Here is a 26,034-nt window from a genome sequence, read left to right as displayed (position 1 = left end):
ATGGAGAGATTTGCTTTCGTACGGCCCTGTGATCGGCATGCTCTCCTCCAGATCCAAAGCAGAACATAAACGGAACAAACTCCTACATTGCAACGAAATTCACCAAATAGGTTCATTTCGGAACGGATCACACAGCTCCCCGGTGGATTTTAGGCGAGGTTTAACCCGCCCCTGCTAGGCCCCCGCCCATGAGCGCCGCACCTTCCGCCACTGGCCCCGCCACCATCCTCGTCGTCTTCGGCACGCGCCCGGAGGCGATCAAGCTGTTCCCGGTCGTCGCCGCGCTGAAGGCCGATCCGCGGTTCCGGCCCGTCGTCTGCGTCTCGGCGCAGCACCGCGAGATGCTCGACCAGGTACTAGCCATCGCCGGGATCGTGCCCGACCACGACCTCGACGTGATGCAGCCGGGCCAGACGCTCGACCAGCTCACCGCGCGGCTGCTCGTCGGGCTCGGCCAGGTGATGGACGCAGTGCAGCCCGACCGCGTCATCGTCCAGGGCGATACGGCCACCGCAATGGCAGGCGCGCTCGCGGCCTATTACCGCAAGATGCCGGTCGACCATGTCGAGGCGGGGCTGCGCAGCGGCGACATCTATCAGCCCTGGCCCGAGGAGATTAACCGCAAGATCATCGGCGCGATGGCGAGCCTGCACTTCGCGCCGACCGAGACCTCGGCCGCGGCGCTGGTGGCCGAGACGGTCGATCCCGCGCGCGTCCACGTCACCGGCAATACGGTGATCGACGCGCTGCACTGGGTGACGGCGCGGATCGAAGCCGACGCGTCATTGGCTTCTGGGCTGGCCGCTCTCGAAGCGAAGTTCGCCGGCAAGCGGATCATCGGCGTCACCAGCCACCGCCGCGAGAATTTCGGCGGCGGGCTGGAGGCGATTGCCGATGCCATCCGCCGGATCGCGGCGCGGCCCGACGTGGGGCTGATCTTCCCGGTCCACCCCAATCCCAACGTGCGCGCGGTGATGAACGATGCGCTGGCGGGGCTGGACAACGTCGCGCTGATCGAGCCGCTCGACTACCCGCACTTCGCCCGGCTGCTCGGCCTCGCCGAGATCATGCTGACCGACAGCGGCGGCGTGCAGGAAGAGGCGCCAGCGCTGGGCAAGCCCGTGCTCGTCATGCGCGAGACCACCGAGCGGCCCGAGGGCGTGGCCGCCGGCACCGCCAAGCTGGTGGGCACCGACGCCGACCGCATCGTTTCCGAAATATCAACACTGCTCGACGATAAGGCCGCCTACGAGGCCATGGCGCGCGCGCACAATCCCTTCGGGGACGGGCAGACGTCGCGCCGTATCGTGGAGATACTGGGACGTGAAATCGGAACTCAAGCCTGACGTCTGCGTAGTCGGGCTCGGCTATATCGGCCTGCCCACCGCGGCGGTGATCGCCCGCGCGGGCTGCAAGGTGCTCGGCGTCGACGTGACGCAGAAGGTCGTCGACACGATCAACCGCGGCGAGATCCATATCGAGGAAGTCGATCTCGACGGCCTCGTCCAGGGCGTCGTGGCGCGCGGGCTGCTGTCGGCCTCGACCCAGATCGCCCCGGCCGACGTCTTCGTCATCGCCGTGCCGACGCCGTTCGACAAGAACCACGCGCCCGACATTTCCTACGTGCTCGCCGCCGGCCGCTCGGTCGCCTCGGTGCTCAAGGCGGGCGACGTGGTGATCCTGGAGTCGACCTCGCCGGTCGGCACCACCGAGCAGGTGCGCGACCTGATTGCCGAGCTTCGGCCCGACCTCAAGGTGCCGGGCGTCAGCGCCGGCACGCCCGACGTGTCGATCGCCTATTGCCCCGAGCGCGTGCTGCCGGGGAAGATCCTCGAAGAGCTGATCAACAACGACCGCTCGATCGGCGGCATCACGCCGCGGTGCGCGCGCAAGGCGCTGGCCTTCTACAAGCGCTTCGTCCGCGGCACCTGCGTCACCACCGACGCGCGCTCGGCCGAGATGACCAAGCTGGTCGAGAACGCCTATCGCGACGTCAACATCGCTTTCGCCAACGAACTGTCGATCGTCTCGGACCGCATGGGCCTCGACGTCTGGGAGGTGATCCGCCTCGCCAACCGCCACCCGCGCGTCAACATCCTCTCGCCGGGGCCGGGCGTGGGCGGCCACTGCATCGCGGTCGACCCCTGGTTCATCGTCCACGGCGCGCCCGAGGAGACCCCGCTGATCCGCACCGCGCGCGGGGTCAACGACGGCAAGATCCACCACGTCATCAAGCAGGCCGACGCGCTGATCGCGGCCAACCCCGAGGCGCGCGTCGCCTGCCTCGGCCTGGCCTTCAAGGCCAACATCGACGACTTCCGCGAAAGCCCGGCGCGGCTCGTCGCCGGCACTCTTGCGCGCAAGTACGGCGCGCGCATTCAGGTGGTCGAGCCCTATGCGGCCGAGCTGCCGATCGAGTTCACCGACACCGGCGCTAGACTGATCGACGTCGATACGGCGCTCGAGGAGTGCGACATCCTCGTCGTGCTGGTCGACCACGACGTGTTCCGCGTCGTGCCGCTGGCCGAGCGCGCGGACAAGCTCGTCTACGACACGCGCGGCATCTGGCCCGACCAGCCCAAGGCTGCGGGAGAAGAGATACCGGGGCTGCGCCTGGCGAGCTGAAAGCGTCGTCCCGGCCGTTACCGGGACGACGCGTCAGGTCAGCGGCAGCGGCGCACTTTGTGGTGGTGATGCCACTCGGTCCAGCAACGCTGATGGTGATGGTTGTTCCAGCCGTCGTGGTGGTCTTCGCGCGCGCTGGCGACGGTCGGAATGGCGACGGCCGACGCGGCGAGCGCGGCGACGACAGCAAGCGATAACATCTTCATAGGTCGCAGATCCTCTCAGCAATCGCCGCTGTCCGAACGCACGATAGGCAATTTTGCTCCCCGGGAAAGTACTGAGGATGCTAGCCATCAACAAAGGCCGGAGAGAATCGCCATGGAAATCATAACCGCCACCGCGACCGTAAATGAGCTCGGTCCGCTGACCCAGGTGGTCAACCGCTTCACCGCGGCCCAGGGTGCGGTGCTTGCGGCAGGGGTCAAGTCGTCCGCCGACTACGCGCCTGTCGCCGAATTCGTCGCGGTCGACGAGTTCAAGCGCGTCGGTGCCTATCTCGAAGAGCTCGACTGGCCGGCCTACACCGAATTCCTCACCGGCTGGGCGAGCGGCGGCACGCAGTTCGAATTCACCCAGTTCCACATCACCGAAGTGGGCAACGCGGTGTTCCAGGAGATCGAGGAACGCCACCAGCGCGGCGACCAGTTCATCAGGAAGAACGTGATCGCCGTCTACCGCTTCACTCCCGACGGCAAAATCCGTCACCTCGACATCTACGAACAGGCCAGGGACAGCGGCGACTGGATCAAGGACGCAGCGCGCGAGGCGACTTCGGCTTAATCGCTTAACGCGCCGCCATCCGCGCGCCGTCACGTTCCTCCAGAGCGAGCGCAACCGCGCGGCCCCAGGCGCTCTGCTTCGCCGCGGTCTCACGGACCGTGTCGACCTCACACTCGCGGCGGAACGCGCCAACACGCTCGCGGCACAGGCGCTCGGAAGCGCGCTCGACGCGCTCCAGCAACTGGAGCCGCCCGGCGGGCGTGGCGACGTCGATCGTGCTGTCGACGATATGCATCTGATCGTTGCCCACCTGCCAGTTGCCGTCCTTGGCGAGAGCGGGCGAAACGGCGGCGAGCGACAGTACGAGTGCGCTTGCAATGGTCTTCATCATCCATCCTCCGAACCTGCGGCAGGTCTTGCCGTGCTCCGGAATCTTGCGCTCACCCGACCAGAAGCGAGAGGATGACGAGGTGATGAAGTACCGATGATCTGCCGATGATGCGCCGACCGCGACCGCTCCGTGTTCTCCACGGTTGTGCTGGGGAGCAGCCGGGGCGATAACGGCGACTTCGACGACGTGAAGGCCTGGGCCGTGGCGACGACGCAATTTCCGCAAGGCACGACGGAGCGCCTTGACCTGGCCCATGCCCAGGACTTTGCCCTGGGCGACCTGATCGTCCACCCCTCCACCCGCGAGATCGAATCCGCCGCCGGTAACCTCGTGCTCGAGCCGCGCGTCATGCAGGTGCTCGTCACGCTCCACCGCGCGCAGGGGCGAGTGGTCTCGCGCGAGGATCTGCAGACCTGCTGCTGGGAAGGCCGCATCGTTGGTGACGACGCGATCAACCGCGTGCTCTCGCGCCTGCGACGCGTTGCCGACGGGGTCGGCAGCGGCAGCTTCCGCATCGAGACGATCACCAAGGTGGGCTATCGCCTGATCGAGACCGAGCCGCTGGCGATTGTCGGCGACCTGCGCGAGACGAAGGCCGCGCCCAGACAGCTCAACCGGCGGCGTGCGCTGATCGGACTAGCCTGTGCCGGCGGCGCAGCGGCGATAGGTACGGGGCTGTGGATTGCCCGCCCCCAGCGAAACCGCGCCTCTCCCGAAGTCGAAGCGCTGATGAAGCAGGCCGAGTTCGCGGTGTACCAGGACACGCAGGAAGGCCAGAACCAGGCCCTGGGGCTTTACCGCAAAGCGATCGCGCTGCAGCCCGACTGCGCCGACGCCTGGGGCTCCCTCGCCGTCACTTACGCGTGCGCCGCACCGTTCCGATCCTCTCGCGAAATCGCGAGTTTTCGCGCCCGCGCGATCGAAGCGGCGAAACGGGCGCTGGCGCTTGAGCCTAGCAACAGCTTCGGAACCGTCGCGATCGCCTATTCCAGCCCCATTCGCGGAAAATGGCTCGAACGCGAGCGGACGCTGCGTCAGGCCAGTGCCCGCAATACCAACGAAGGCATCCTGGTCTTCGCGCTGTCGTGCCTGCTGAGCAGCGTCGGCCGCTCGCGCGAGGCGGCCGATCTTTTCCTCGGCCTGCGCCCCGACAGCCAGAAGGGGCCCGGCCTCTATTTTCGCGAAGTCATGGCGCTGACCGCAGCGGGCCAGCCCGAAGCAGCGGATCGCCTGCTCGCCGAGGCGCGCCAGACTTTCCCGACGCATTTCGCGCTGTGGTTCGCCGATTGCTACATCAGGCTCTACTCGGGCCGGGCGAGCGCGGCGGTCGCGCTGATCGAAGACGTCGACGGCAGGCCCACGGGCATTCCGCCCGCCGAATTCGACTCCGTGCTGAAAGTCGCCCGGGCCGTGCTCAGCCATGACCCGACCGAAAGCGAGGCGGCGGCCAAGCTGTGGATCGCCCGCGCGCACCTCGGCGCCGGCTATGCAGAGAACGCGATCCAGTTCACGACGGCGCTCGGCCGGCTGGACGATGCTTTCGCCGTTGCCGAGGCCTATTACTTCAGCCGCGGCTTCGTGGTGCCCGAGGTGCGGTTCACCGTTCAGCAGGGCAGCTATACGCCGATGTCCGAACGTCAGACCGTGTTCCTGTTCAACCCGTCGCTGGCCCGGTTCCGCATCGACCCACGCTTCGACCGGCTGGTTCAGGAAATCGGCCTGAAAGACTATTGGGACCGTTCGGGGACCAAGCCCGACTATCGCCTCTGACTAGAGATGACGCGTCTCGGCCGGCGGGTTCTGCCAGTTGTCGTGCCGGCCATCCATGTAGGTCACCGGCGCGGCGATCAGGTCATCGACCGGCAGGTCGTCAAGCGCGGCGAGATGGACCGAAACCCAGGGGTCGGGACCCATCTGGTCGATCTGGCCGTGGCCATGCGTGGCGATGCCGCACTTCGAACAGAAGCGGTGGTGCCCCTCGCCCCAGTCGCCCGACTTGCCATAGTCTGCCAGCACGTCCTCGCCGCTGAGCAGGCGGAAGTCGGCGGGCGCGAGGTGGCCGGCGTTCCACATCCGCTGCTTCCAGCATATCGTGCAATTGCACTTGCCCGTGCCCTGATCGAGATCGATGTCCGCTTCGAAGGTGACGGCGCCGCAATGGCAGCTGCCATGATAGGTCTTCTTCATGCCCGGTCTCCGCAAGGTTCAGCCCCACCGCTGAACGCTGCTGGCCGCTTGAAAGTTGCCGTCAGATTCCGGCGTACCAAGCATAGTCGCCGACATCCTCCCAGTAGCCGCCCCTGCCGCCATAGAGTCCGGCGAGGCTCGATCGCGCTTCGATGCGCATGACGTACTTGGCCTGCTTGTAACCAAGCTGCCGCTCGACTCTCAGGCGGATCGGGGCGCCGTGGGCGACGGGAAGCGGCTGCTCGTTCATCCGCCAGGCGAGGATCGTCTGCGGATGATAGGCGTCGATCAGGTCGATCGATTCGTAGTAGGGCGTGGTGCCGAAGCGGTCGGCGCAGTGGAACACGATATAGCGCGCGCTCGGCAGGATCTCGGCCCGGTTGAGCAGGTGCGAGAGCTGCGGCCCCTGCCACTTGCCGATCGCGCTCCAGCCCTCGACGCAGTCATGCCGGGTGATCTGCACACGCTGCGGCAGCGCCTGGAGCGCGGTGAGCGGCAGGGCGAGCGGGCGGCGGACAAGGCCGTCGACGATCAGCGACCAGTTGGCGAACTTGTCGAGCACATGCTGCTGGTAGCCGATGTCGGCGACGTTGCGGCTGCCGTTGGCGCGGAACTCGGGCGACATGTCGCGCTCGGCGAATTCGCGGGCAAGCGGCTCGTGCCCGCCGATCAGCCGCTGCGAGCGCTGGTGCAGCTTCTCGGACCCGATCAGCAGCGAGCGGAAGCCGGGGCTCTCGTTGAGCTTGTCGCAGCCCGCCAGGACCAGCCCTGAACTGCCGACCAGCAGACCGCGGCGCGTGAAGATGGGGGACCGGCTCACTCGCGGCGCTCCCTCGGTAGCCGGTACCAGCCCGTGATCATCGAGCGCACTTCATTGATCGGCCCCGCCAGCACGACCATGACGAGGTGGACCACGACGAAGGCGACGAGCCCGAAAGCGCAGAGGAAGTGGATCGACCGCGCGCTCTGCCGGCCACCCAGTACCTGGGTGAGCCAGGGCCAGGCCGCATCCATCGCCGGCGACATGGCCAGGCCGGTCAGGATCATCAGCGGCAGCAGGCCAAACAGCACGCCGGCATAGGCAAGCTTCTGCAGCACGTTGTACTTCAGCGCCGCCGCGCCGGTCGGGAAGCGCAGCCGGGCGTGTTCCTTGACGTCGTGCCAGATATGCGAAGGGCGCCACTCGCGCGCGGTTATGTGGATGTCGCGGCGCAGATGGCCGTTGACCAGCGACCAGAGCAGATAGGCCAGCAGCCCGAAGGCCAGTATCCAGGCGAAGGCCAGATGCCAGAGCCGCGCGCTGGCGAGATCGTAGTCGGTCGGGATCGTCGCCCAACCGGGAAAGGCATGCTGCTGCACCTCGCCGCTGCCGTCGGTGTAGACACCGAGCAGGCCGGTGGTGGGGAGCGTCACCGGGCCGATACGCAGCGCACCCGCATTGCCGATCGCGCCGATCTCGAGCCAGGCCTTATCGGGATTGGCCCCGTACTGGCCCCAGTAGAGCCGAGGGTGCGCGTTGAAGATCATCAGCCCGCTCATCAGCATGACCGTGAGCGTGACGAGGTTGATCCAGTGCCAGATGCGCGTCGACAGCCGGTGGCGGCGGACCGTGTCGCCGCCCTTGGGCTCCGAAGGTTCGGGTGCCTCGCTCATCCTAACGAGGCTAGACCAATCACGCCCGCGACGACAGCCCAGGATTGTAGTCCGCCAGCGGCACGCGCAGCGTGTTCTGGACATAGGCGATGGCGACGTACTGGCCGATCATGAAGGGGAATTCGATCAGCTGCTGCTCGTCCCAGTACTTGGCGAAGACGTTCCAGGTCTCGTCGGATAGCACGTGGTCGGCGATCAGTTCTTCGGTGCCGCGTAGGACGGCCCGGTCAAGCTCGTTCCAGCCCGGTGCCGACGAGCCTTCGAGCACGCGGTTGACCTCCTCCGGGGTCAGGCCGCAGCGCTGGCCGATGCGGACGTGCTCGCCCCATTCGTAGGGCGCGCCGCAGAGCAGGCCGCAGCGCAAGACGGCAAGTTCGCGCTCGCGCGCCGGCAGCGTGCCGTTGTAGAGCGCGTCACCCAGAATCATGTTCGGCTCGAACAGCGCGCGGTGCTTGACCATGATCCGCATGTATTCGGGCATGTCGGTGACCGGCCCGGCACCTGCGCCGGCACGGACCTTGTTGCACAGGTCGAAGGCCGCCTGATCGATTTCCGCATTAGGCCGCGGCGCCACGCGCGGGCCATCGCCCACGACATGCGCTTCACGCGCCGCAACATCGATCGAAATGCTGCCGGTTTCAGGCTGGCCCATAAGTCTCTCCCAATTTTCTGTGATTAGCGGTGGGTGATGTTAGCGGTGCGTGAGGCCCGGATTGCTGCCGTCGAGGCGGAAGCGGATCGAGTTCTGCTGCATCGCCGTCGTCGTATAGACCCCGATCAGCACGGGGAATTCCATCATCTGCTTGTCGTTCCAGGTCTTGGCCAGCTCGGCCCAGGTCTCGTCGGAGATCGCGAAGTCGGCGTGGAGTTCCTCGACGCCTTTCATGATCGCACGCTCATGGTCGCTCCAGCCCTCGGCCTTCGAGCCCTGGGTGCAGCGCTCGACTTCCTCGGTGGTCAGGCCGCAGCGCTTCTTGCCCATGTCGACATGCTCGCCCCATTCGTAGGGCGCGGCGCAGATCCAGGCGTTGCGCAGGATGGCCAGTTCACGCTCGCGCGGCGGGATGGCGCTGCCGGCCAGGGCAATGCCGATCGCCATCTGGCCGCGGAACAGCTCGGGATGGACGAGCATCTGGCGGAAGCTTTCGGGCATGAAGCCGTTCTCGGGCAGGCCGAAAGCGGCGCGAATCTCGACCGCGGCTTCCTCGGCTTCGGGGGGAAGGTTGTCTTCGGGGAGCGGCTCGATACGCGGTCCAGTGCCGACGACCTGCGCCATGCGCTTGTCGATGTTGAGGTCGCCGCTCTGCTCGAAACTCATCTCCCGGTCCTTCCGCTCGGTTTGCCTGGCACTTTCCATAGAGAGCTTCGCGCCTGCTGAACAAGCGTTCTATTCGCCGATGAGGTGGACTGCGACCTCTCGGCGGTGCGGCACGCGGCGATGCTCGGCGAGATAGATGCCCTGCCAGGTCCCGAGCAGCATGCGGCCGCGGGCAACGGGATCGACAGGTTCACACCGGTCAGCACCGCGCGGAGATGCGCGGGCATGTCGTCGGGGCCTTCGTCATCGTGGGCATAGTGGTCGCCCTCGGGCGCGAGGTGCTCAAACCAGCGGGCGAGATCGGTCTTCACCGCGGACGCCGCGTTCTCCTGGATCAGCAGCGAGGCCGAGGTGTGGCGACAGAGCAGCGTCAGCACACCCTCCGCGATCCCTATGCCATCGATCCAGCCGACAACCTCTTCCGTGATCTCAGTGAAGCCGCGGCCGGATGTCGGAACGGTAAGGATGGTAGATGCCTGCCGCATCGCTCCCATATAGTAGCGATGGCCACCCAGGGCGATCTTTTCGCAGACTTCCAGCAACCGGTTCAAGCGCTGCCTGAGGGCATGGCGCTCTGGCACGACGTCGTCACGCCCGCCGAAGAACAAGCGCTGACCGAGGCCATCGACGCCGCGCCGCTCACCCCGTTCCGCTTCCATCAGTGGGAGGGCAAGCGGCTGACCGCCTCCTACGGCTTCGGCTACGACTATGGCGCCGCGCAGGTCCTCGATGCTCCGCCCTTCCCCGAATGGCTGCGCGAAATCGCCGGCCTTGCCGCCGACCGCGCCGACCTCGACCCGCAAGCCTTCGTCCAGGGCCTGCTGATCCGCTACGACCCGGGCGCCGGCATCGGCTGGCACCGCGACCGGCCGCAATTCGGCACGGTGCTGGGCCTGTCGCTGTCAAGCGCGGTCGTGCTACGCATGCGCCGGCGCCTCGCCCGCGGGTTCGAGCGCTGCGCTGTGACACTGCCGCCGCGATCGCTCTACCGGCTCGACGGGCCAGCGCGCTGGGAATGGGAGCATTCGATCGTGCCCGTGGCCGAGACGCGCCGGGCGATCACGCTGAGGAGCTTGCGGACTAGCGATTGACCAGAACGGAATTTAACTGTCATATTGACATGAACGTTCCAATTTCAGGAGACAGCCATGCCCGACTTCGCCCCGGAATTCTGCGACGTCGCCGTCGATGGCCACGTCATGACCATCACGCTCAATCGCCCCGAGCGGCGCAATGCGCTCCATACCGATGCCAACCATGAACTGGGCGCGGTGTTCGACGCATTCGAGCGCAACCCCGAGCTGTGGATCGCCGTGATCACCGGCGCGGGCGACAAGGCGTTCTGCGCGGGGGCCGACCTCGTCACCGCGCCGTCGGGGGGCAGGCCGCCGGTGCCCGAGTCGGGCTTCGCCGGCCTCGTCTCGCGGTTCAACCGGCGCAAGCCGGTGATCGCCGCGGTCAACGGCATGGCGATGGGCGGCGGTTTCGAAACCGCGCTCGCCTCGGACATCGTCATCGCCGCAGACACGGCCAGCTTCGGCCTGACCGAACCGCGCGTCGGCCTGGCGGCGCTGGGCGGCGGCATCCAGCGCGTGGTCGAGGAACTCGGCCCGAAGCGGGCGCATGCGCTGCTGCTCACCGGGCGCAAGATCACAGCGCAGGACGCGCATGCCATGGGCATCGTCGCGGAAGTTGTGCCGGCCGGCGACCTGATGGCCACGGCGCGGCGCTGGGCGGACGAGATCATGGAATGCTCGCCCGCCTCCATCGCCGCGACCAAGGCCGTGGTCCAGTCGTTCGACGGGCACAGTGTCGAGCATTCGATGAAGGACATGTTCCACCTGCCCGAGGTCCGCAGCTTGCTCACCGGACCCGATGCGCGTGAGGGACCGACCGCGTTCGCGCAGAAGCGCAAGCCGAACTGGGCCAATCCCGCGTGAGTGAGGGCATTATCCTCACCGAGCGGCGCGACGCAATCACGGTCATCACACTCAACCGGCCCGAGCGGCGCAACGGCATCACCGTCGAACTTTGCCACGAGTTCTATCGTGTCGTGCAGGAGGTCGCGGCCAGCGACGCGCGCGTCGTCGTCCTAAGCGGCGCGGGCAACGACTTCTGCGTCGGCGCGGATATCGGTGTAGGCGACGGCGGCCGCTCTTCGCCTGTGACAGCCGAGCAGCTAGGCCGGGTCCATCACGCGGCGGCCATGCTCCACACCATGCCGCAAGTGACGATCGCCGCGATCGACGGCGGTTGCGCCGGCGCCGGGCTCGGCTGGGCGGCGGCCTGCGACTTCCGCTTCGCCACGCCCGAAGCGCGGTTCAACACCGCGTTCCTCAGTGTCGGCGTGTCGAGCGACATGGGACCGCCCTGGTTCCTCGATCGCATCGTCGGCGGAGCCAGGGCGCGCGAGATGCTGTTCTTCCCGATCAAGCTTACCGGCGAGGAAGCACTGAAGATCGACCTCGTCACGCGGCTCTTTCCGCGCGATGCCCTCCACGACAACGTATTGGCGCTGGCCCAGGAGCTAGCGGATCGCGAGCCTTTCGCTCTGCGTATGATGAAGGCCAATGTGCTTTCCGCCGAAGAGCTCGCCATCGGCGATTTCATCGATGTCGAGACAGCACGCCAGCTCCACACCACCAACCGGCCCGACCTGGCGGCGCGGATGGCGGAAGCCTACCGGAAATCCAAAGGCTCTTAGTGCCCGCCTGCGCCCTGCGCCGGCATCTTCTTCGGTCGCGGCGAAACCCAGACCAGCGCGGCGGCGAAGAACAGCACGAAGGCGGTGATCCAGAACGTGTGGTCGACCGCGAGCATCGTCGCCTGGTCCTCGACTAGGTTCGCGATCGTCTGCCGGCCCTGTTCGGCCGACATGCCCATGCCCGACAGCGTGCCGACCGTGGCGTCGGGCTGGAGCTTGCCCACCAGCTCGCTGCGCGAGACCCGCTGCGCGTCGCCCATCGTGGTGAGCGCCAGCGAGGTCGAGACGGCGATGGCCATCGTCCGTAGGAAGTTCTGCAGGCCCGCAGCGCTAGGCACCTCCTCGGGCTTGACCGCCGCCAGCGAGACCGAGGTCAGCGGCACCATGAAGAACGGCATCGCCAGCCCCTGCAATATCTGCGGCATCGCCAGGGTCCAGAAATCCGCGCCGGTGGTCCAGCCGGTGCGCAGCAGCGTCATCAAGGCCATCCAGACGATCGCGCAGGAGATCATCACCCGGGGATCGGCCCAGGCGAGCATCTTGGCGGCGATCTGCGCGACGGCGATCGCGGCGATCGCGGTGAAGGCGGTGATCAGCCCGGCCTTGGTCGCGGTATAGCCCATCGAACTCTGCAGCCACTGTGGGATCAACACGATCGAGGCGAAGTACGCGCCGAAGCCGAAGGCCAGGGTGAACACGCCGGCGGAGAAGCCGCGGTTGCGGAAGATGCGCAGGTTGACGATCGGGTGCTCCTCGGTGAGCTCCCAGATGATGAACACGCAAAAGCCGATCGCCGCGCCGATCGCCAGCATGACGATCTTGGGATCGCCGAACCAGTCGTGATCGCGGCCGATATCGAGCATGACCTGCAGGCAGCCGATCCAGAAGATCAGCAGCGCCAGCCCGACCGCATCGATAGGCAGCTTGCTGATCTTGGTCTCGACCGGGCGCAGCAGCAGATAGCCCATGACCACGCAGAAGGCCGCGACCGGCAGGTTGATGAAGAAGATCCAGTGCCAGCTGATGTTGTCGCTGATGTAGCCGCCGATGATCGGGCCGAGCGCGGGCCCCGCCAGCGTCGTCATCGCCCAGATGCCCATCGCGGCCGTCCGGTTCTCCGGCGGGAACACCCGCAGCAGCAGGGTCTGCGACATCGGCATAAGCGGCGCGCCGCAGAGGCCCTGGCCGATCCGGCAGGCGATCAGCATGCCCAGGGTCACCGAGCTGCCGCAGAGGAACGAGAAGATCCCGAATCCGACCATTGCCATCATGAAGCAGCGTACTGCGCCGAAACGCTGCGACAGCCAGCCGGTCAGAGGCACGCAGATCGCCTCGGCCACCGCATAGGAGGTGATCACCCAGGCGCCCTGGTCGAGCGAGATACCGAGATTGCCCGAGATATGCGGGATCGAAACATTGGCGATGGTGATGTCGAGCACCACCATGAAGTTGCTGAGCGCCAGAATCATGCCCGCAAGGATGCGGCGCGACGGCGGGATCAACAGCCAGGTCTGTTCCTCGGCCTGTCGCGCCTGAGCGGATTGGGGCTTGCTGGCCATTGTCCGATCACTTGCCCGCGGTGTCGATCTCGACTTCCATCGAGAGGCCGACGCGCAGCGGGTGCGCGGCCAGTTCCTTGGGATCGAGCTCGATGCGCACGGGCAGGCGCTGGACCACCTTGATCCAGTTGCCCGTGGCGTTCTGCGCGGGGATCAGCGCCATCGAGGCGCCAGTGCCGCCGGCGATGCCCGTGACCTTGCCGTGATAGGTGATCGAGCCGCCATAGATGTCCGCCGTCGCCGTCGCCGGCATGCCGACCTCGACGCCCTTGAGCTGACGCTCCTTGAAGTTGGCGTCGATATAGACCTGGTTCAGCGGCACGATCGTCATGATCGGTGTGCCCTGGGCCACGCGCTGGCCGAGCTGGACCTGGCGCTTGGTCACCGTGCCATCGATCGGCGCGCGGATCACCGCGCGCTGGAGATCGAGCCGCGCCGCGTCGAGCTTGGCCTGGGCCGCCTGCACCGCTGGATCGTTGTCCTCGCGCGAACCGCGCACCAGCGCGTCGTTGGCCTCGTATTCGCCCTGCGCCGCGGTGCGCGTCGCCTGGGCCTGGGCTATGCCGGCCTGCGCCCGCGCGAGCTGCGCCCGCGTGCTCTCGAAGGCCTGTCGCGCCGAGCTCAGTTCCTCGCCCGAGACCGCGCCGTTGCCCGAGAGCGCCTGGCGGCGCTGGAGGTCGATGCGCGCCTTCTCAAATTCCGCCTGCGCCGCGGTCACCTGGGCCTGGGCCTGGGCGATGTCCGCGCCGCGGGCCTGGACCTGGGCCGATAGCGAAGCATTTGTCGCCACGGTCTGGCGGAACTTGCGCCGCGCCTCGGCCAGTTCGGCTTCGGCCTGGGCGACGGCGATCTTCTGGTTCGACGGGTCGAGCATGACCAGGATGTCGCCGCGCTTCACCGCCTGCGTGTCCTTGACCCGCACCTCGATCGCCTGACCCGAGATCAGCGGCGTAACCTGCGCGATCTCGGCGTTCACATAGGCGTTGTCGGTGCTGATGTGGTTGCGGCCGACGAGGAAATACCAGAGCGCATAGCCGAGCGCGACGACCGCGACGACGATGGCAAGCCGCGTCAGCCAGATCCGGCGCTTGGCCGCCTGGCTGGCCTGCCTGATCGCAGCCTCATCCTCCGCAGCAGCGGCCTGCTGGATGTCCTCGGGGTTGGCTTCAGCCATGCGGTTCGTCCTTGGTATCAAGACTGTCGGGAGTGGGAATGCGGTTTGGCGCAGCAAGATTGGCAGGCTCGAAGCCGCCGCCCAAGGCACGGATCAGGTTGATCTCGACGCTTCGTTGGCCGGCGTCGAGGCTTGCCACCGCAAGCTTCACGACCAGTAGCCGATCCTGAACTTCCAGGACATCGAGATAGTTCGAAAGCCCGCCCTGATAGCGCTGGCGGGCGATCTCGAAGGCATCCTGCGAAGCAGCCAGCGCAGTCCGGGCGTCAGCCAGCTGCTGCGCGATCGACCGCTGGCTGGTCACCGCATCGGCAACCTCCTGATAGGCGGTGACGACCGTCTTGTCGTAATCGGCCACAGCCTCGTCATAGGAACCGCGCGCGCCGCGGTACTGGCCCTGGATTGCACCGCCGTGGAAGATCGGCAGGCTGATCGCGGGGCCGACATGGCCATAGGTGGAATCGCCCTCGAACAGCGAGCCGAGCCCCAGCGCCTGGACGCCGAACAGCGCGCTCAGCCGGATCGCCGGAAAGAAATCGGCGCGGGCGACCTTGATCCGGCTCGCCGCCGCTTCGACCCGCTCACGCGCCGCGGCGACGTCAGGTCGCCGTCCGACGAGGTCGGTGGTCACGTTCTCGGGCAGTCCGCGCGCCGCGACGGTCGGAAGCGCCGGCTCGGTTATGGCAAGCCCGCGGTCCGGCCCCGCGCCGATCAGCGCGGCGATCTGGTTGCGACGCAGCCCGATCTGCTCGTTCACGGAGCCGAGCGAGGCGCGTGCGCTGGCCACTTCGGAATCGGCCTGGCGTTCGTTGCCCCGGTTCTCGAGCCCGTTGGCCCGACGATCCGCGATGAGCTTCTGGTTCGCGATGCGCACGTCGAGTTCGCCCTGACGGACATCGTGCAGCGCGAACAACCGCGCGAGATCGACATAGGCCGCAGCGACGCCGGTCGCGATCATCAGCCGCGCCTGCTGCGCGTCGATCGCGGCTGCGCGCCGTTCCGAGGTCGCTGCAGCGAGCGCCGCACGGTTCTTGCCCCAGATGTCGAGATCGTAGCCGAGGCTGGCGCTAACCTCGCCGAAATCGTGCCAACCCTTGGGCAGGAAATCCTTGAACTGATCGGGATAGCCGAGGTTGATCGACTGCTTCTGCTCGACCACCGAACCGCCGACGTCGAGCGAGGGCAGCGTTGCGCCGCGGGCTTCCTGGGCCATGCCGGCGGCGCGGCGGAACCGCGCGGCCGCGGCGGCGACGTCGGGCGAATTACGCAGCCCTTCCTCGATCAGGGCGTCGAGCTGGGGATCGCCGATCGCCTTCCACCAGAGGTCGCCCGGCCAAGCGGCGCCAGGCGTGGCGGGCAGGCTCTGGCGCGAATCGACGGTTTCCGGCGCGCGCGGCAGCGGCTTGGGACCGAGATTCGGCACAGGCGCGCAGGCGGCAGCCAACAAGGCGGCCAGCGGCACGGCGGTTCGCAGGGCAAGAGAGAGACTCGGCTGGCGCATCAGGAAACCGTACTGTCTGGTATGCCGGCAGAGATGGGCGCGGCCCTGTGCCTTGTCAACAGAAAAACCGTACTATATCGTACGATGAAATGCACGAAACGCCTCCTCCTGCTCCGAGCCGCCGCGAAGCGCGTCGCCAGTCGCGGCACGAGGCGATCCTCGACGTCGCTGCGGCGTCCTTCCTCGAGCACGGCTATGCCGGAACCACGATGTCAGCAATCGCCGCGACGCTCGGAGGTTCCAAGGGAACCTTGTGGAGCTATTTCGCGTCGAAGGAAGTGCTCTTCGCCGCGGTGATCGACCGCGTGACCCAGGCCTTCCGCGCGCAGCTTTCGCTGATCCTCAATCCTCGCGACGGGGTCGAGGCGGCGCTGCGGCGCTTCTGCATCGAATTTCTGCGCAAGGTGACCTCGCCCGAAGCGATCGCGCTGCACAGGCTGGTCGTGGGCGAGACCAACCGCTTTCCCGAGATCGGCCAAATCTTCTACGAGCGCGCGCCGCGGCAGACACAGCAACTGCTCGCCGAATTCCTCGCCGGGGCGATGGAACGGAAGTCGCTGCGCCCCGCCGACCCGCTGATCGCCGCGCGCCAGCTCATCGCGCTGTGCATGGCCGGCGAACATCAGCGAATGCTTATGGGCCTGATCGACTCGCTCGCGCCCGAAACGATCGAGGCCGAGGTCGACAATGCGATGACCACCTTCATCCGCGCCTACGTCGTCTGAAAACGGTCATATTTCGGATATTTTTCGGACACCGAGCTGGAGCACAGCTGTCATCGAGCCCGGCTAACGACTCGCCCTCTAACAACAAACCATGGGGACCGGGCGATGACGGACACCACAATCAACTTTGGATACAGCGACGGCGACGTCGATACCAACCGCTCTGCAAACATCTCGCTGAACGAAATCGTCGCGGAGCGTTACTCGCGCCGCCAGACGCTGTTCGGCGGGATCGGCGCCGCGACAATGGCGCTTTTCGGCACCTCGATGCTGACGGCTTGCGGCGACGACGACACAGCCAACGCTGCACCCGTAGTGACCGCGGGCTCCTCCGGTGCCACGTCGTCGGGCCGCCTCGTCACCCTGACCGGAACCGCGACCGACGACGGCACCGGCGGCGGCGTGGTCTGGGCCCAGACCTCAGGACCGACGGTCACGCTGACTGTCACCAACGCTACCGGCAGCGTGGTCACCTTCCTGGCGCCCAGCGTCAGCGCGGCGACCGATCTGAAGTTCCAGTTCACCGCGCGCGACGCCAAGGGTGCGACCACCACGGCCGAAACCACGTTGACCGTGAGCCCGGCCGTGCTGGGCTTCACCGCCGTGGCCAAGAGCCAGGCCGACATCGTCAGCGTCCCCGCCGGCTATACCGCGACCGTGGTCTATCGCACCGGCGATCCGATCGCGACCGGCGTCTCGGCCTATGCCAACGACGGCAGCGACGCCGGCTTCTCGCAGCGCGCGGGCGACCACCACGACGGCATGTACTATTTCGGCCTCAACGCCGCGGGCAGCCCGGATCCGACATCGAACACCCGCGCCGTGATGTGCATCAATCACGAGAACATCAACCAGGCCTATCTCCACCCCGCAGGCGCCACTTCGCCCGGCGGCGTGCGCCCCTATGACGAGGTGCTCAAGGAGGTCGAGTGCCACGGCATCAGCGTGATCGAATTCGCGCAGGGCACCGGCGGCGCCTGGGGCTACGTCCAGAACTCGACGTTCAACCGCCGCATCACGCCGCTGACCCCGACGACCTTCAGCGGCCCGGCCAAGGGCGCGGCCTTCCTCAAGACCGCCTTCTCGACCGACGGCACCAAGGGCCGCGGCACGGTCAACAACTGCGCCAACGGCTATACGCCGTGGTCGACCTACCTGACCTGCGAAGAGAACTGGGTCGGCTATTTCCGCCGCGACGCCAGCGACGTCACCGCGCGCGCCGGAACCAAGGATGCGGTCTCTCTCGCCCGCTACGGCAAGGGCTCGGCCAACGGCGGCAGCTTCAACTGGACCACGGCGACCGCCCCCGCTGGCGACACCAGCATCGCCAAGTTCAACATCACGCTCGATCCGGCCAAGCCGGCCGACGGCACCGGGGACTTCCGCAACGAGATCTACCAGTATGGCTGGGTGGTCGAGATCGATCCCTACGACAAGACGCAGGCGCCGCGTAAGCGCACGGCGCTGGGCCGCATGAACCACGAGGGCGCCTGGCCGGGCAAGTTCATCGATGGCCGCAAGCCCGCTTGGTACATGGGCGACGACGCGACGAACGAATACCTCTACAAGTTCGTCTCGAACACCCCCTGGGCCGCGGCCGACGCCTCGGCAACGAGCCGCCTGGCTATCGGCGACAAGTACCTCGACGCCGGCACGCTCTATGTCGCCAAATTCAACGCCGACGGTTCGGGCCAGTGGCTGCCGCTGACCTTCGGCAGCGGTCCACTGACCGCGGCCAATGCGACTTATGCCTTCGCCGATCAGGCCGACGTGCTCGCCAATGCCCGTCTCGCCGCCGACGCACTCGGCGCGACCAAGATGGACCGGCCCGAATGGACCGCAGTCAATCCGGTCACCGGCGAGATGTACCTGACACTGACCAACAACAGCACGCGCAACATCACCACCAACCCGACCGATGCGGCCAACCCCCGCGCCTATACCGATCCCAAGACCACCGGCGGTGCGACCAACGGCAATGCCAACGGCCACATCATCCGTCTGAAGGAAACCGGCGACACCACCGAGGCGACGGGCTTTGCCTGGGACATCTACCTGTTCGGCTCGGGCAAGGATCTCGATCCCGCCAACATCAACCTTTCGGGCCTCGACGACACCAACGACCTGTCCTCGCCCGACGGCCTGTGGTTCGGCCGCCCGCAGAACGCCAGCGGTCTGGTGAAGCCGCTGCTGTGGATCGAGACCGACGACGGCGCCTATACCGACGTGACAAACTGCATGCTGCTCTGCGGGCAGCCCGGCACGGTCGGCGACGGCACGACCAAGACGATCACCAACAGCCTCAGCGGCGGCACGGCCACCCAGGCCACCCGCATCGGCGCCGCGCCAGGCGCCAACCTGCGCCGCTTCCTGGTCGGACCGAAGGAATGCGAGATCACCGGTATCGATTCGACGCCGGACGGCCGCACCGTCTTCGTCAACATCCAGCACCCGGGCGAGAACGGCAATCCGTCGAACATCACCAGCAACTGGCCGCAGAGCCAGGCGGGCAACGCCACCGGCCGCCCGCGCTCGGCGACGATCGCCATCACGAAGAACGACGGCGGCGTGGTCGGTCTCTGACCGTCGCAGTCTGGAATTAAGGAAAGGGCTCGCTTCGGCGGGCCCTTTCTCTTTTGCCGCTCAGGTATATTCGCGCAGTGCGTTGATCCGGGCGTTTTCCGCCTCGTCCTCGAGCGGCATGCCGAAGGTCTTGGTCAGCATCGCCATCGTCACGTAGCAGCCCGACAGGAAGACGACCTCCATCAGCTGCTCCTCGGAATAGCGCGTGGCCAGCGCCGCCCAGGTGGCATCGCCGATGACCTGATCGCGCAGCAGTTCCTCGGCCGCATCGGCCAGCGTCCGGTCGAAGCCGGTCAGGCCCTTGCCCGAAGCAGCCGCCTCGATCTCCGCATCGCTCATCCCGGCCTTGACCGAGATCACCTTGTGGTGATGCAGCTCATAGGTGTCGTTCGCCGCGGCCAAGGTGCGCAGGACGATGATCTGGCGGTCGCGCGGCGGCAGCTTGGTGTCGGCGATGACCTTCTCGATATAGGGCAGGAATATCCGGTACATGTCGGGCCGCCGCACGAGCACGCGCGAGAAAACCAGGTTCTTCCAGTCGCCGACCAGCTCGGCCTGCTCGGGCGTGAATTCTTCGGGCGGAAGCGGCGGGATGCGGGGCCCAGGAATACGTGAGCTATTCTGCGGCATGAGGCTCTCCCTTGTCTGCAGGAGATCATAGGTCTTCAAAGCTCACGACCAAGTGCGAACATCAACCGCCCGGCGCGATCCGTTCTACAATCAGGCTCTTCCGGTGACGTTCGCCAGCAGCGCCGGGTCGATCCCCTCGGCCTTCCACGTAGCGGTCCAACGATCGGCATAGGCCGTCTCGAACAGCACCTCGCCGTGCGCGTCGGCGGCGTACCAGCCGTGGTGGCGCATCTCGTTGTCGAGCTGGCCCGGCCCCCAGCCGGCATAGCCGAGCGCGATCAGCCAGTGGCTCGGCCCGCGTCCATTGGAGATGGCGCGCAGGATATCGAGCGAGGCCGACAGCGCGCAGAGCCCCGTCACCTCGACCGTCCCTTGCCCGCCCCAGTCGGGCGAATGCAGCACGAAACCGCGCGTCGGCTCGACCGGGCCGCCGTTGAGCACCGCGCAATCGGGTGCCTCGCCCGGATCGATCTCGAGCTCTTCGAGCAACGAATGGAGCCGCACGCCCTCGCGGACATGGCCGATGCCGACGCCGAAGGCGCCGTTCTCGTCATGCATGCACATGGCGATCACCGAATGATCGAAACGCGGATCGAACATCCCCGGCATGGCGAGGAGCAGTCGGCCGGAGAGATATTGCGCGTCGGTCATGGTCGGCCGGATCATGGACACTTGCACGGCGCGCGACAAGCGGCTCTTGCCTGCGCGACCGCCGCGCGCCACTGCTGGTCGCATGACCACGCTATTCGACCTGCCCACGAGTCCCTCGGTCCCCGTGCTCGGCGAGAGCGCCGGCTTCCCCGTCCGCCGCATCTTCTGCGTGGGACGCAACTATGCCGACCATGCGCGCGAGATGGGCGCCGAGCCCGACCGCGAGGCGCCGTTCTATTTCACCAAGTCACCCTGGGCGATCTGCCCCTCGGGCGCGACGATCGCCTATCCGCCGGGCACGGCGAACTGCCACTACGAGATGGAACTGGTCGTCGCGATCGGCGCGCCGGCCTTTCGCATCGCCGCAGCCGACGCGCTGTCGGCCGTGTTCGGCTATGCCTGCGGCTTCGACATGACCCGGCGCGACCTGCAGAACGCGGCCAAGGACAAGGGCCGTCCCTGGGACCTCGGCAAGGATTTCGAAAACGCCGCGGTCATGGCCCCGATCACCCGTGCTGCCGCCTTTGGCACGGTCGGCGACCAAGCGATCCGGCTGACGCAGAATGGCACGGTCAAGCAGGACTCGGTGCTATCGGACATGATCTTCTCGGTGCCCGAGCTGATCGCCGACCTCTCGAAATTCTACCACCTCGCGCCGGGCGACCTCATCTACACCGGCACCCCGGCCGGGGTTGGGCCGATCGCGGCGGGCGACGTGCTCGTCGGCACGATCGACGGTCTCCTCCCGGTCGAGCTGACCATCGGAGCAGCCGAATAGCCGCGCCTGCTGCCAGCGAGGCGCTGCCACGTATCGCCGGCTGGGCGGAGAAACGCTCGCTCGATTTCCGCCACGATCGGGCAAGCGGCTTCGGTGCCGTGTTCAGCCCATGCGGCACCTGGCGCTACCTGTTGTGGCGCCTACCGACACCACACGCCAAGCTGGTCGGCATCGGCATGCTCAACCCTTCGCAGGCCGACGAAACGCGGGACGATCCGACCATCCGGCAGGCTCGCGCGCGAGGGCGTCAGGCCGGCTTGGCCGGGCTCGTCGTCTGGAACCTCTTCGCCTTCCGCGCGACGCTTCCGACAGACCTCAAGTGCGCTTTAGATCCGGTCGGAGCTGACAATAACGAGGCGATTGCGCTGGCCCTGGGCCTATCCAGCCGCACCATTCTAGCCTGGGGCAACCACGGTGCTTTCGCCGGCCGCGACCGCGCGGCGCTGGCGCTCTGCAACGCGCATGGGGGGCCAGTACACGTCCTGGGCGTCACCGGCGAAGGCCATCCGCGCCACCCGCTCTACTTGCCGCGCGGCACACGCCTTCGCCGATGGAATCCGCTCTTGCCAAACCAAAGATAGCATTTACTATCTTAATCGCGAGTCCTGGACGGGACGCTTGGGAGAGGATGCTATGACGGCCGAGATCGAACCGGCGATACTGCCCTATCTGGCCGACCTCGAAGGCGCGGTCGATAACCTGGCGCAGACCTGGCGGCCCGAGGACCCGGCCTACCGGGCCGATCTCTATCGCCAGACGATGACCAGCCTATCGTTTTCCTATTTCATGTACTTCCACGCCACGCCCGAGCACCCCGACTGGGGCCCGCTGTGGAACCCGGTCTATACGCTCCAGCCCAACCCCGACGATATCTACGTGTTCACCCCAATCCGCGGCGATCTGATCTACCGCGTCAGCGGCAATCGCGGGACCTGCAAGATCCTGTCCTTCACCATCCAGGGCGTCATGTCGGGCACGGTCGACCAGATGCCGCGGCCCAACGCGCACAGCGACTACGACGATACCGACCTCGGCCTCGAACTGGGTGAGGACTTCGAGGTGGTGTTCAGCGCCGAGCGCCCGGCCGGCTATACCGGCAAGTGGGCGCAGATCGATCCCAAGGCCGGCGCCATGTACCTGCGCTATCGCCGCTATGACTGGGCGAACGAGACCGACCCCGAACTTTCGATCGAATGCTTGAGCCCGGTTCCGCCCAAGCCGCGCCTCACGCCCGAGCAGATCCTCGCCAAGATCGGCGAGATGGCGAAGTTTCCCAAGCGCAAGACCAACCTCTATTTCGCCATGCAAAACGGCGTCATGGACCGCGTCGGCTGGAACGTGTTCGAGCCGATCCGCATGCCCGGCGCACTGGTCAAGCAGACCTACTGGCCCGCGAACTTCCAGTTCGCTCCCGACGAGGCACTGATCATCGAGACCGAGATCCCCGAGCGCGCGCCCTATTGGAACATCCAGCTCAACGACCCTTTGTTCAACGCTCTCGACTATGTCTACCGCCTGTCGAGCACCAATGGCGCGATGGCCAGGCTCAGCTCCGACGGCAAGTTCCGCGCGGTGATTTCGCTGGAGGATCCCGGCGTACCCAACTGGCTCGACCCGGCCGGCTATACCGAGGGCGGCATCTATGGCCGCTGGTACGACTGCGACAGCGAGCCGACGCCGACGATCAAGCGGGTGAAGCTGAGTCAACTGCGCGATCACCTGCCTTCGGATACCCCCGTGGTCAGCCCCGAGGAACGCGCCGAGGAACTGCGTATCCGGGTGAGGGCTTGTCAGCGGAGGCGCCGCTGGTGATTACCGAACAACTCGATTTCACCGGCCGCGTCGCCATCGTCACCGGCGGAGCAACGGGCATCGGCTATGCCACCGCGTTCCAGCTCGCCCGGCTCGGCGCCAATGTCGTCATCTGCAGCCGCACGGCCGACGAACTCGAAGCCGCCGCAGCGCGGATTACCGAGGCGAGCGGCAACCGCTGCCTTGCGGTGCCGACCGACGTCAAGAACGAGGACGCGGTGATCGCGCTCGTGGAGCGCACGGTCGCGGAATTCGGCCGCGTCGACATCCTCGTCAACAACGCCGGCGGGACGCGCATGGGACCTCTGGAATCGATCCCGACCAAGGGCTGGGATCTGATTTTCGATCTCAACGTGAAGTCCGCCTATGTCGCCACGCGCGAGGCCGGCAAGCACATGGTCGCGCAGAAATCGGGCGCGATCATCAATATCTCCTCGGGCGCGGGCGAGAACGGCGTGCGCGGCGGTGCGCACTATTCGGCGGCCAAGTCGGCCTTGCAGATGTTCACCAAGGTCACCGCCGCCGAGTGGGGCAAGCACGGCATCCGGGTGAACTGCGTTGCGGCTGGTGCGATCGCCTCCCCACGCGTGCTCGACGCCTGGAAGGTCGCGGGGCTCCAGCCGGATGAGATGGGCAAGGCGATCCCGCTGCGCCGCACCGGCACGCCCGACGAGATGGCCAACATGATCGTGTTCTTCGCCAGCGACGCCGCCTCCTACATCACCGGCCAGACGATCGGCGTGAACGGCGGACCGGCGCTGGGAGGCATTCCTGACGCCTGAGGTGACCTCACCAGGGACTTTTGACTTATGGATTTCAGTTACGACCCGCCCGAACAGTTCCGCACCGCGGCCGACCAGCTCCACGAACTGGTTGCTAAGGAAGTCGGCAGCGACGATTTCGGGCCCGACGACTACCTGGCCGGCCTGAAGGTCTATCTCCAGTCGATGGACTATGACCCGCGCTTTTCGGAGCAGGGCAAGCGCGGCGCCTGGGGCCAGGTCGTCGGCGTGTTGCGCAGCCGGGCGAGCGCCATCAAGTCGATGAAGGAAAATCCCGGCTTCGATGCCCGGCCGATCGTCGCGCCCGTGGTCATCACTGGCGTGCCGCGCACGGGCACCACCGCGCTGCACCGGCTGATGGCGGTCGACCCGCGTTTCCAGGGCCTGCAGACCTGGCTGATCGACAGCCCGATGCCGCGCCCGCCGATCGAACGCTGGAGCGAGTACCCGCAGTTCCGCCGCTCGGTCGGTGAGCTCGAAACGCACTACAACAACGCGCCCGAAGCCCGCGCCGCGCACCTTCGCGCCGCCGAGGAAGTCCATGAGTGCTGCATGATCCTGTGGCACAGCTTCAAGTCGAACATCATCGCCTGCGGCGGCTGGTCCTCGGCGACCTACGACACCTGGTGGCGCACCCAGGACGAGCGGCCGTCCTACGAATACTATTACAAATGCGTGCAGCTGATCGGCAGCAACGAGCCCGAGAAGCGCTGGTTGCTGAAGAACCCCGGGCATATCGACAACCTCGACCTGCTGTTCGCAATCTATCCTGACGCCAGGGTCATCCAGACGCACCGCGATCCGGCCAAGGCCGTGCCCAGCCTCGTCTCGCTGCTGATGAACCTGCACCCGATCTACGAGGTCGGCCGCGTCCAGCAGCGCGCCGAGAACATGCTGGTGCGCGAGGTCAACAAGTGGGCCGATTCGGTGCGCAAGTGCGACGCGGTGCGCGCGAAGCACCCGGGCCAGGTGATCGACGTGGTCCATGCCGATTTCCATGCGAACCCGATGGCCGTGCTCGAACGGATCTACGATTTCATCGACATGGACATCCCCGACGACACCCGCGCCGCCATGGCGAAGCGGATCGAGGAGAAGCCCGAACTGTCACGCGGCGCGCACCGCTATGACATCGCCGACTACGGTATGACGCCCGATCAGGCGCGCGAGCCGTTCGGCGACTATGTCCAGCGCTACGACCTGGTGGAGAAGAAGAAGTGAAGGCAGCGATCTATCCGGGCGGCGGGGGGGCCGTCACCATCGAGGAACTGCCGAATCCCGAACCCGGCCCCGACGACGTGATCATCAAGGTCTCGCGCTGCGGCATCTGCGGCACCGACCTGTCGTTCACCAAGGGGACGATGTGGGACTTCGGCCAGAACACCCAGTTCGGCCACGAATATGCCGGCGAGATCATCGAGATCGGCAAGAACGTGACGACCTTCAAACCGGGTGAGCGTATCGCCGTGCTACCCTCGGTGGCTTGCGGCGAGTGCTCTTCATGCCGGACGATCGAGAACAACGTGCTCTGCCAGTCGATGCCGGGAACGGCGATGGTCGGCTTCGCCGAGCTCGCCAAGGTGCCGGTCAGCGTAGCGACCCGCCTGCCCTCTGTCCTGTCCATGACCGACGGCGCGCTGATCGAGCCGCTGGCGATCAGCCTCTACGGCGTGAAGCTCGCTCAGATCAGGCCGGGCGACCGCGTACTGGTGCTCGGCGGCGGCACGGTGGCGCTCTATGCGATCTACTGGGCGCGGCGGCTCGGCGCCGGAAAGATCGTCGCCATGTCGCGCTCGGACCGGCGCAAGGACCTCTGCCTCGAGATGGGCGCCGATGCCTTCGTCTCCTACGGCGACAACGAGATCGGCGAAGTGATCGAAGCGCTGGGCGGATCGCCGCAGCTCGTTATCGAAGGCGTCGGTGCCGAGGGCATGCTGACCAAGGCGGTGATGCACGTCGCGCAGTTCGGCAAGATCGTCAGCCTGGGCTTCTGCACCACGCCCGATCCGATCATCCCCGGCATGGCGAGCTACAAGTGCGCTTCGATCCAGTTCGCGGTCGGCTATGGCATGAAGGAATTCCTCTACATCGCCGACCAGATGGACAAGGGCCATGTCGATCCCAAGGGCATCGTGACCAACGAAGTGCCGCTGCTCGACCTGCCGGCGACTATGACACGGCTGCGCGGGCCTAACGAGGAAACCAAGGTCCACGTCGTGATGTAATTCCCCCCTCCCGCTT

General features: G+C 66.6%; 27 protein-coding genes and 1 pseudogene. 15 read left to right on the top strand and 13 right to left on the bottom strand.

From position 1 onward, the window contains the following. The first annotated feature begins 188 nt into the window (after positions 1-188). Both wecB and wecC read left to right on the top strand, forming a co-directional pair. Complete coding sequence (wecB, locus tag KRR38_RS23790) at positions 189-1,346, top strand: non-hydrolyzing UDP-N-acetylglucosamine 2-epimerase (protein ID WP_217405940.1); 1,158 nt, start codon at positions 189-191, stop codon at positions 1,344-1,346. Then, complete coding sequence (wecC, locus tag KRR38_RS23785) at positions 1,324-2,625, top strand: UDP-N-acetyl-D-mannosamine dehydrogenase (RefSeq protein ID WP_217405939.1); 1,302 nt, start codon at positions 1,324-1,326, stop codon at positions 2,623-2,625. The genes wecB and wecC overlap by 23 nt, the downstream gene beginning before the upstream one ends. A 38-nt stretch (positions 2,626-2,663) precedes the next feature. Here wecC and KRR38_RS23780 read toward each other — a convergent pair whose 3' ends face one another. Continuing rightward, the gene (locus KRR38_RS23780; protein ID WP_217405938.1) at positions 2,664-2,831 is read right to left on the bottom strand and encodes a hypothetical protein; all 168 of its coding nucleotides are present in this window, start codon (positions 2,829-2,831) and stop codon (positions 2,664-2,666) included. Positions 2,832-2,943: 112 nt separating this feature from the next. On the opposite strand from KRR38_RS23780, the gene KRR38_RS23775 reads away from it, so the two are divergent. After that, positions 2,944-3,405, top strand: a complete 462-nt coding sequence (locus KRR38_RS23775) for a hypothetical protein (RefSeq protein WP_217405937.1) — start codon at positions 2,944-2,946, stop codon at positions 3,403-3,405. A 4-nt stretch (positions 3,406-3,409) separates the two neighbouring features. On the opposite strand, the gene KRR38_RS23770 is transcribed toward KRR38_RS23775, so the two are convergent. Then, positions 3,410-3,733: a UrcA family protein gene (locus KRR38_RS23770; protein WP_217405936.1), complete on the bottom strand. Its 324-nt coding sequence runs from the start codon at positions 3,731-3,733 to the stop codon at positions 3,410-3,412. 132 nt (positions 3,734-3,865) lie between these two features. Between KRR38_RS23770 and KRR38_RS23765 the strand changes: the two genes are divergently transcribed. Further along, positions 3,866-5,506, top strand: a complete 1,641-nt coding sequence (locus KRR38_RS23765) for a winged helix-turn-helix domain-containing protein (RefSeq protein ID WP_217405935.1) — start codon at positions 3,866-3,868, stop codon at positions 5,504-5,506. On the opposite strand, the gene KRR38_RS23760 is transcribed toward KRR38_RS23765, so the two are convergent. From KRR38_RS23760 to KRR38_RS23735, 6 genes and pseudogenes are all read right to left on the bottom strand, one after another. Beyond that, complete coding sequence (locus KRR38_RS23760; RefSeq protein ID WP_217405934.1) at positions 5,507-5,923, bottom strand: GFA family protein; 417 nt, start codon at positions 5,921-5,923, stop codon at positions 5,507-5,509. Positions 5,924-5,984: 61 nt separating this feature from the next. After that, positions 5,985-6,743, bottom strand: a complete 759-nt coding sequence (locus tag KRR38_RS23755; protein ID WP_217405933.1) for a molybdopterin-dependent oxidoreductase — start codon at positions 6,741-6,743, stop codon at positions 5,985-5,987. Then, a complete protein-coding gene (locus tag KRR38_RS23750; RefSeq protein ID WP_217405932.1) occupies positions 6,740-7,576 on the bottom strand; it encodes a cytochrome b/b6 domain-containing protein in 837 nt (278 codons plus the stop codon). The genes KRR38_RS23755 and KRR38_RS23750 overlap by 4 nt, the downstream gene beginning before the upstream one ends. Before the next feature lie 19 nt (positions 7,577-7,595). Beyond that, positions 7,596-8,228 (bottom strand): carboxymuconolactone decarboxylase family protein, encoded by a 633-nt coding sequence (locus KRR38_RS23745; RefSeq protein WP_217405931.1) that lies wholly within the window; start codon positions 8,226-8,228, stop codon positions 7,596-7,598. A 39-nt stretch (positions 8,229-8,267) separates the two neighbouring features. Beyond that, positions 8,268-8,894 carry a carboxymuconolactone decarboxylase family protein gene (locus tag KRR38_RS23740; RefSeq protein ID WP_217405930.1) on the bottom strand — a complete coding sequence of 209 codons (627 nt, stop codon included), beginning with the start codon at positions 8,892-8,894 and terminating at the stop codon, positions 8,268-8,270. A 69-nt stretch (positions 8,895-8,963) separates the two neighbouring features. Beyond that, positions 8,964-9,379 (bottom strand): annotated as a pseudogene (locus KRR38_RS23735) (secondary thiamine-phosphate synthase enzyme YjbQ). 18 nt (positions 9,380-9,397) lie between these two features. On the opposite strand from KRR38_RS23735, the gene KRR38_RS23730 reads away from it, so the two are divergent. Genes KRR38_RS23730 through KRR38_RS23720 form a run of 3 tightly spaced genes read left to right on the top strand, consistent with a single transcriptional unit; the run spans position 9,398 to position 11,598 of the window. Then, entirely contained in the window at positions 9,398-9,985 is a 588-nt protein-coding gene (locus tag KRR38_RS23730; RefSeq protein WP_217405929.1) for an alpha-ketoglutarate-dependent dioxygenase AlkB, read from the top strand. Positions 9,986-10,042: 57 nt separating this feature from the next. After that, positions 10,043-10,834: an enoyl-CoA hydratase-related protein gene (locus KRR38_RS23725; RefSeq protein ID WP_217405928.1), complete on the top strand. Its 792-nt coding sequence runs from the start codon at positions 10,043-10,045 to the stop codon at positions 10,832-10,834. Then, positions 10,831-11,598, top strand: coding sequence for an enoyl-CoA hydratase/isomerase family protein (locus tag KRR38_RS23720; RefSeq protein WP_217405927.1), 768 nt, complete (start codon positions 10,831-10,833; stop codon positions 11,596-11,598). Before KRR38_RS23725 ends, KRR38_RS23720 begins: the two co-directional genes overlap by 4 nt. Here KRR38_RS23720 and KRR38_RS23715 read toward each other — a convergent pair. Genes KRR38_RS23715 through KRR38_RS23705 form a run of 3 tightly spaced genes read right to left on the bottom strand, consistent with a single transcriptional unit; the run spans position 11,595 to position 15,832 of the window. Then, a complete protein-coding gene (locus KRR38_RS23715; protein ID WP_217405926.1) occupies positions 11,595-13,157 on the bottom strand; it encodes a DHA2 family efflux MFS transporter permease subunit in 1,563 nt (520 codons plus the stop codon). The genes KRR38_RS23720 and KRR38_RS23715 overlap by 4 nt on opposite strands. Positions 13,158-13,164: 7 nt before the next feature. After that, positions 13,165-14,331: an EmrA/EmrK family multidrug efflux transporter periplasmic adaptor subunit gene (locus tag KRR38_RS23710; RefSeq protein WP_217405925.1), complete on the bottom strand. Its 1,167-nt coding sequence runs from the start codon at positions 14,329-14,331 to the stop codon at positions 13,165-13,167. Next, positions 14,324-15,832, bottom strand: coding sequence for an efflux transporter outer membrane subunit (locus tag KRR38_RS23705; RefSeq protein WP_217405924.1), 1,509 nt, complete (start codon positions 15,830-15,832; stop codon positions 14,324-14,326). Before KRR38_RS23705 ends, KRR38_RS23710 begins: the two co-directional genes overlap by 8 nt. Before the next feature lie 89 nt (positions 15,833-15,921). On the opposite strand from KRR38_RS23705, the gene KRR38_RS23700 reads away from it, so the two are divergent. Both KRR38_RS23700 and KRR38_RS23695 read left to right on the top strand, forming a co-directional pair. Continuing rightward, complete coding sequence (locus KRR38_RS23700; RefSeq protein WP_217405923.1) at positions 15,922-16,557, top strand: TetR/AcrR family transcriptional regulator; 636 nt, start codon at positions 15,922-15,924, stop codon at positions 16,555-16,557. Between the two features lie 105 nt (positions 16,558-16,662). Next, on the top strand, positions 16,663-19,140 hold the full coding sequence (locus tag KRR38_RS23695; RefSeq protein WP_217405922.1) for a PhoX family phosphatase: 2,478 nt from the start codon (positions 16,663-16,665) through the stop codon (positions 19,138-19,140). Positions 19,141-19,200: 60 nt separating this feature from the next. On the opposite strand, the gene KRR38_RS23690 is transcribed toward KRR38_RS23695, so the two are convergent. Then, positions 19,201-19,770: a carboxymuconolactone decarboxylase family protein gene (locus KRR38_RS23690; protein WP_217405921.1), complete on the bottom strand. Its 570-nt coding sequence runs from the start codon at positions 19,768-19,770 to the stop codon at positions 19,201-19,203. Between the two features lie 90 nt (positions 19,771-19,860). Beyond that, positions 19,861-20,421: a YqgE/AlgH family protein gene (locus tag KRR38_RS23685; protein ID WP_217407433.1), complete on the bottom strand. Its 561-nt coding sequence runs from the start codon at positions 20,419-20,421 to the stop codon at positions 19,861-19,863. A gap of 82 nt (positions 20,422-20,503) precedes the next feature. Between KRR38_RS23685 and KRR38_RS23680 the strand changes: the two genes are divergently transcribed. The 6 genes from KRR38_RS23680 to KRR38_RS23655 all read left to right on the top strand — a co-directional run bounded on the left by KRR38_RS23680 (position 20,504) and on the right by KRR38_RS23655 (position 26,018). After that, positions 20,504-21,199 carry a fumarylacetoacetate hydrolase family protein gene (locus KRR38_RS23680; protein ID WP_217405920.1) on the top strand — a complete coding sequence of 232 codons (696 nt, stop codon included), beginning with the start codon at positions 20,504-20,506 and terminating at the stop codon, positions 21,197-21,199. A gap of 98 nt (positions 21,200-21,297) precedes the next feature. Then, a complete protein-coding gene (locus KRR38_RS23675; RefSeq protein ID WP_217405919.1) occupies positions 21,298-21,780 on the top strand; it encodes a DUF1643 domain-containing protein in 483 nt (160 codons plus the stop codon). 52 nt (positions 21,781-21,832) lie between these two features. Then, positions 21,833-23,011: a hypothetical protein gene (locus KRR38_RS23670; RefSeq protein ID WP_217405918.1), complete on the top strand. Its 1,179-nt coding sequence runs from the start codon at positions 21,833-21,835 to the stop codon at positions 23,009-23,011. Next, the gene (locus tag KRR38_RS23665; protein WP_217405917.1) at positions 23,008-23,793 is read left to right on the top strand and encodes an SDR family NAD(P)-dependent oxidoreductase; all 786 of its coding nucleotides are present in this window, start codon (positions 23,008-23,010) and stop codon (positions 23,791-23,793) included. The genes KRR38_RS23670 and KRR38_RS23665 overlap by 4 nt, the downstream gene beginning before the upstream one ends. 27 nt (positions 23,794-23,820) lie before the next feature. After that, on the top strand, positions 23,821-25,014 hold the full coding sequence (locus KRR38_RS23660; protein ID WP_217405916.1) for a sulfotransferase: 1,194 nt from the start codon (positions 23,821-23,823) through the stop codon (positions 25,012-25,014). Then, on the top strand, positions 25,011-26,018 hold the full coding sequence (locus KRR38_RS23655; protein ID WP_217405915.1) for an alcohol dehydrogenase catalytic domain-containing protein: 1,008 nt from the start codon (positions 25,011-25,013) through the stop codon (positions 26,016-26,018). The genes KRR38_RS23660 and KRR38_RS23655 overlap by 4 nt, the downstream gene beginning before the upstream one ends. Positions 26,019-26,034: the final 16 nt, after the last annotated feature.

Source organism: Novosphingobium sp. G106 (assembly GCF_019075875.1).
GTDB lineage: Bacteria > Pseudomonadota > Alphaproteobacteria > Sphingomonadales > Sphingomonadaceae > Novosphingobium.
This window is presented reverse-complemented; position numbering and strand designations above follow the sequence as displayed.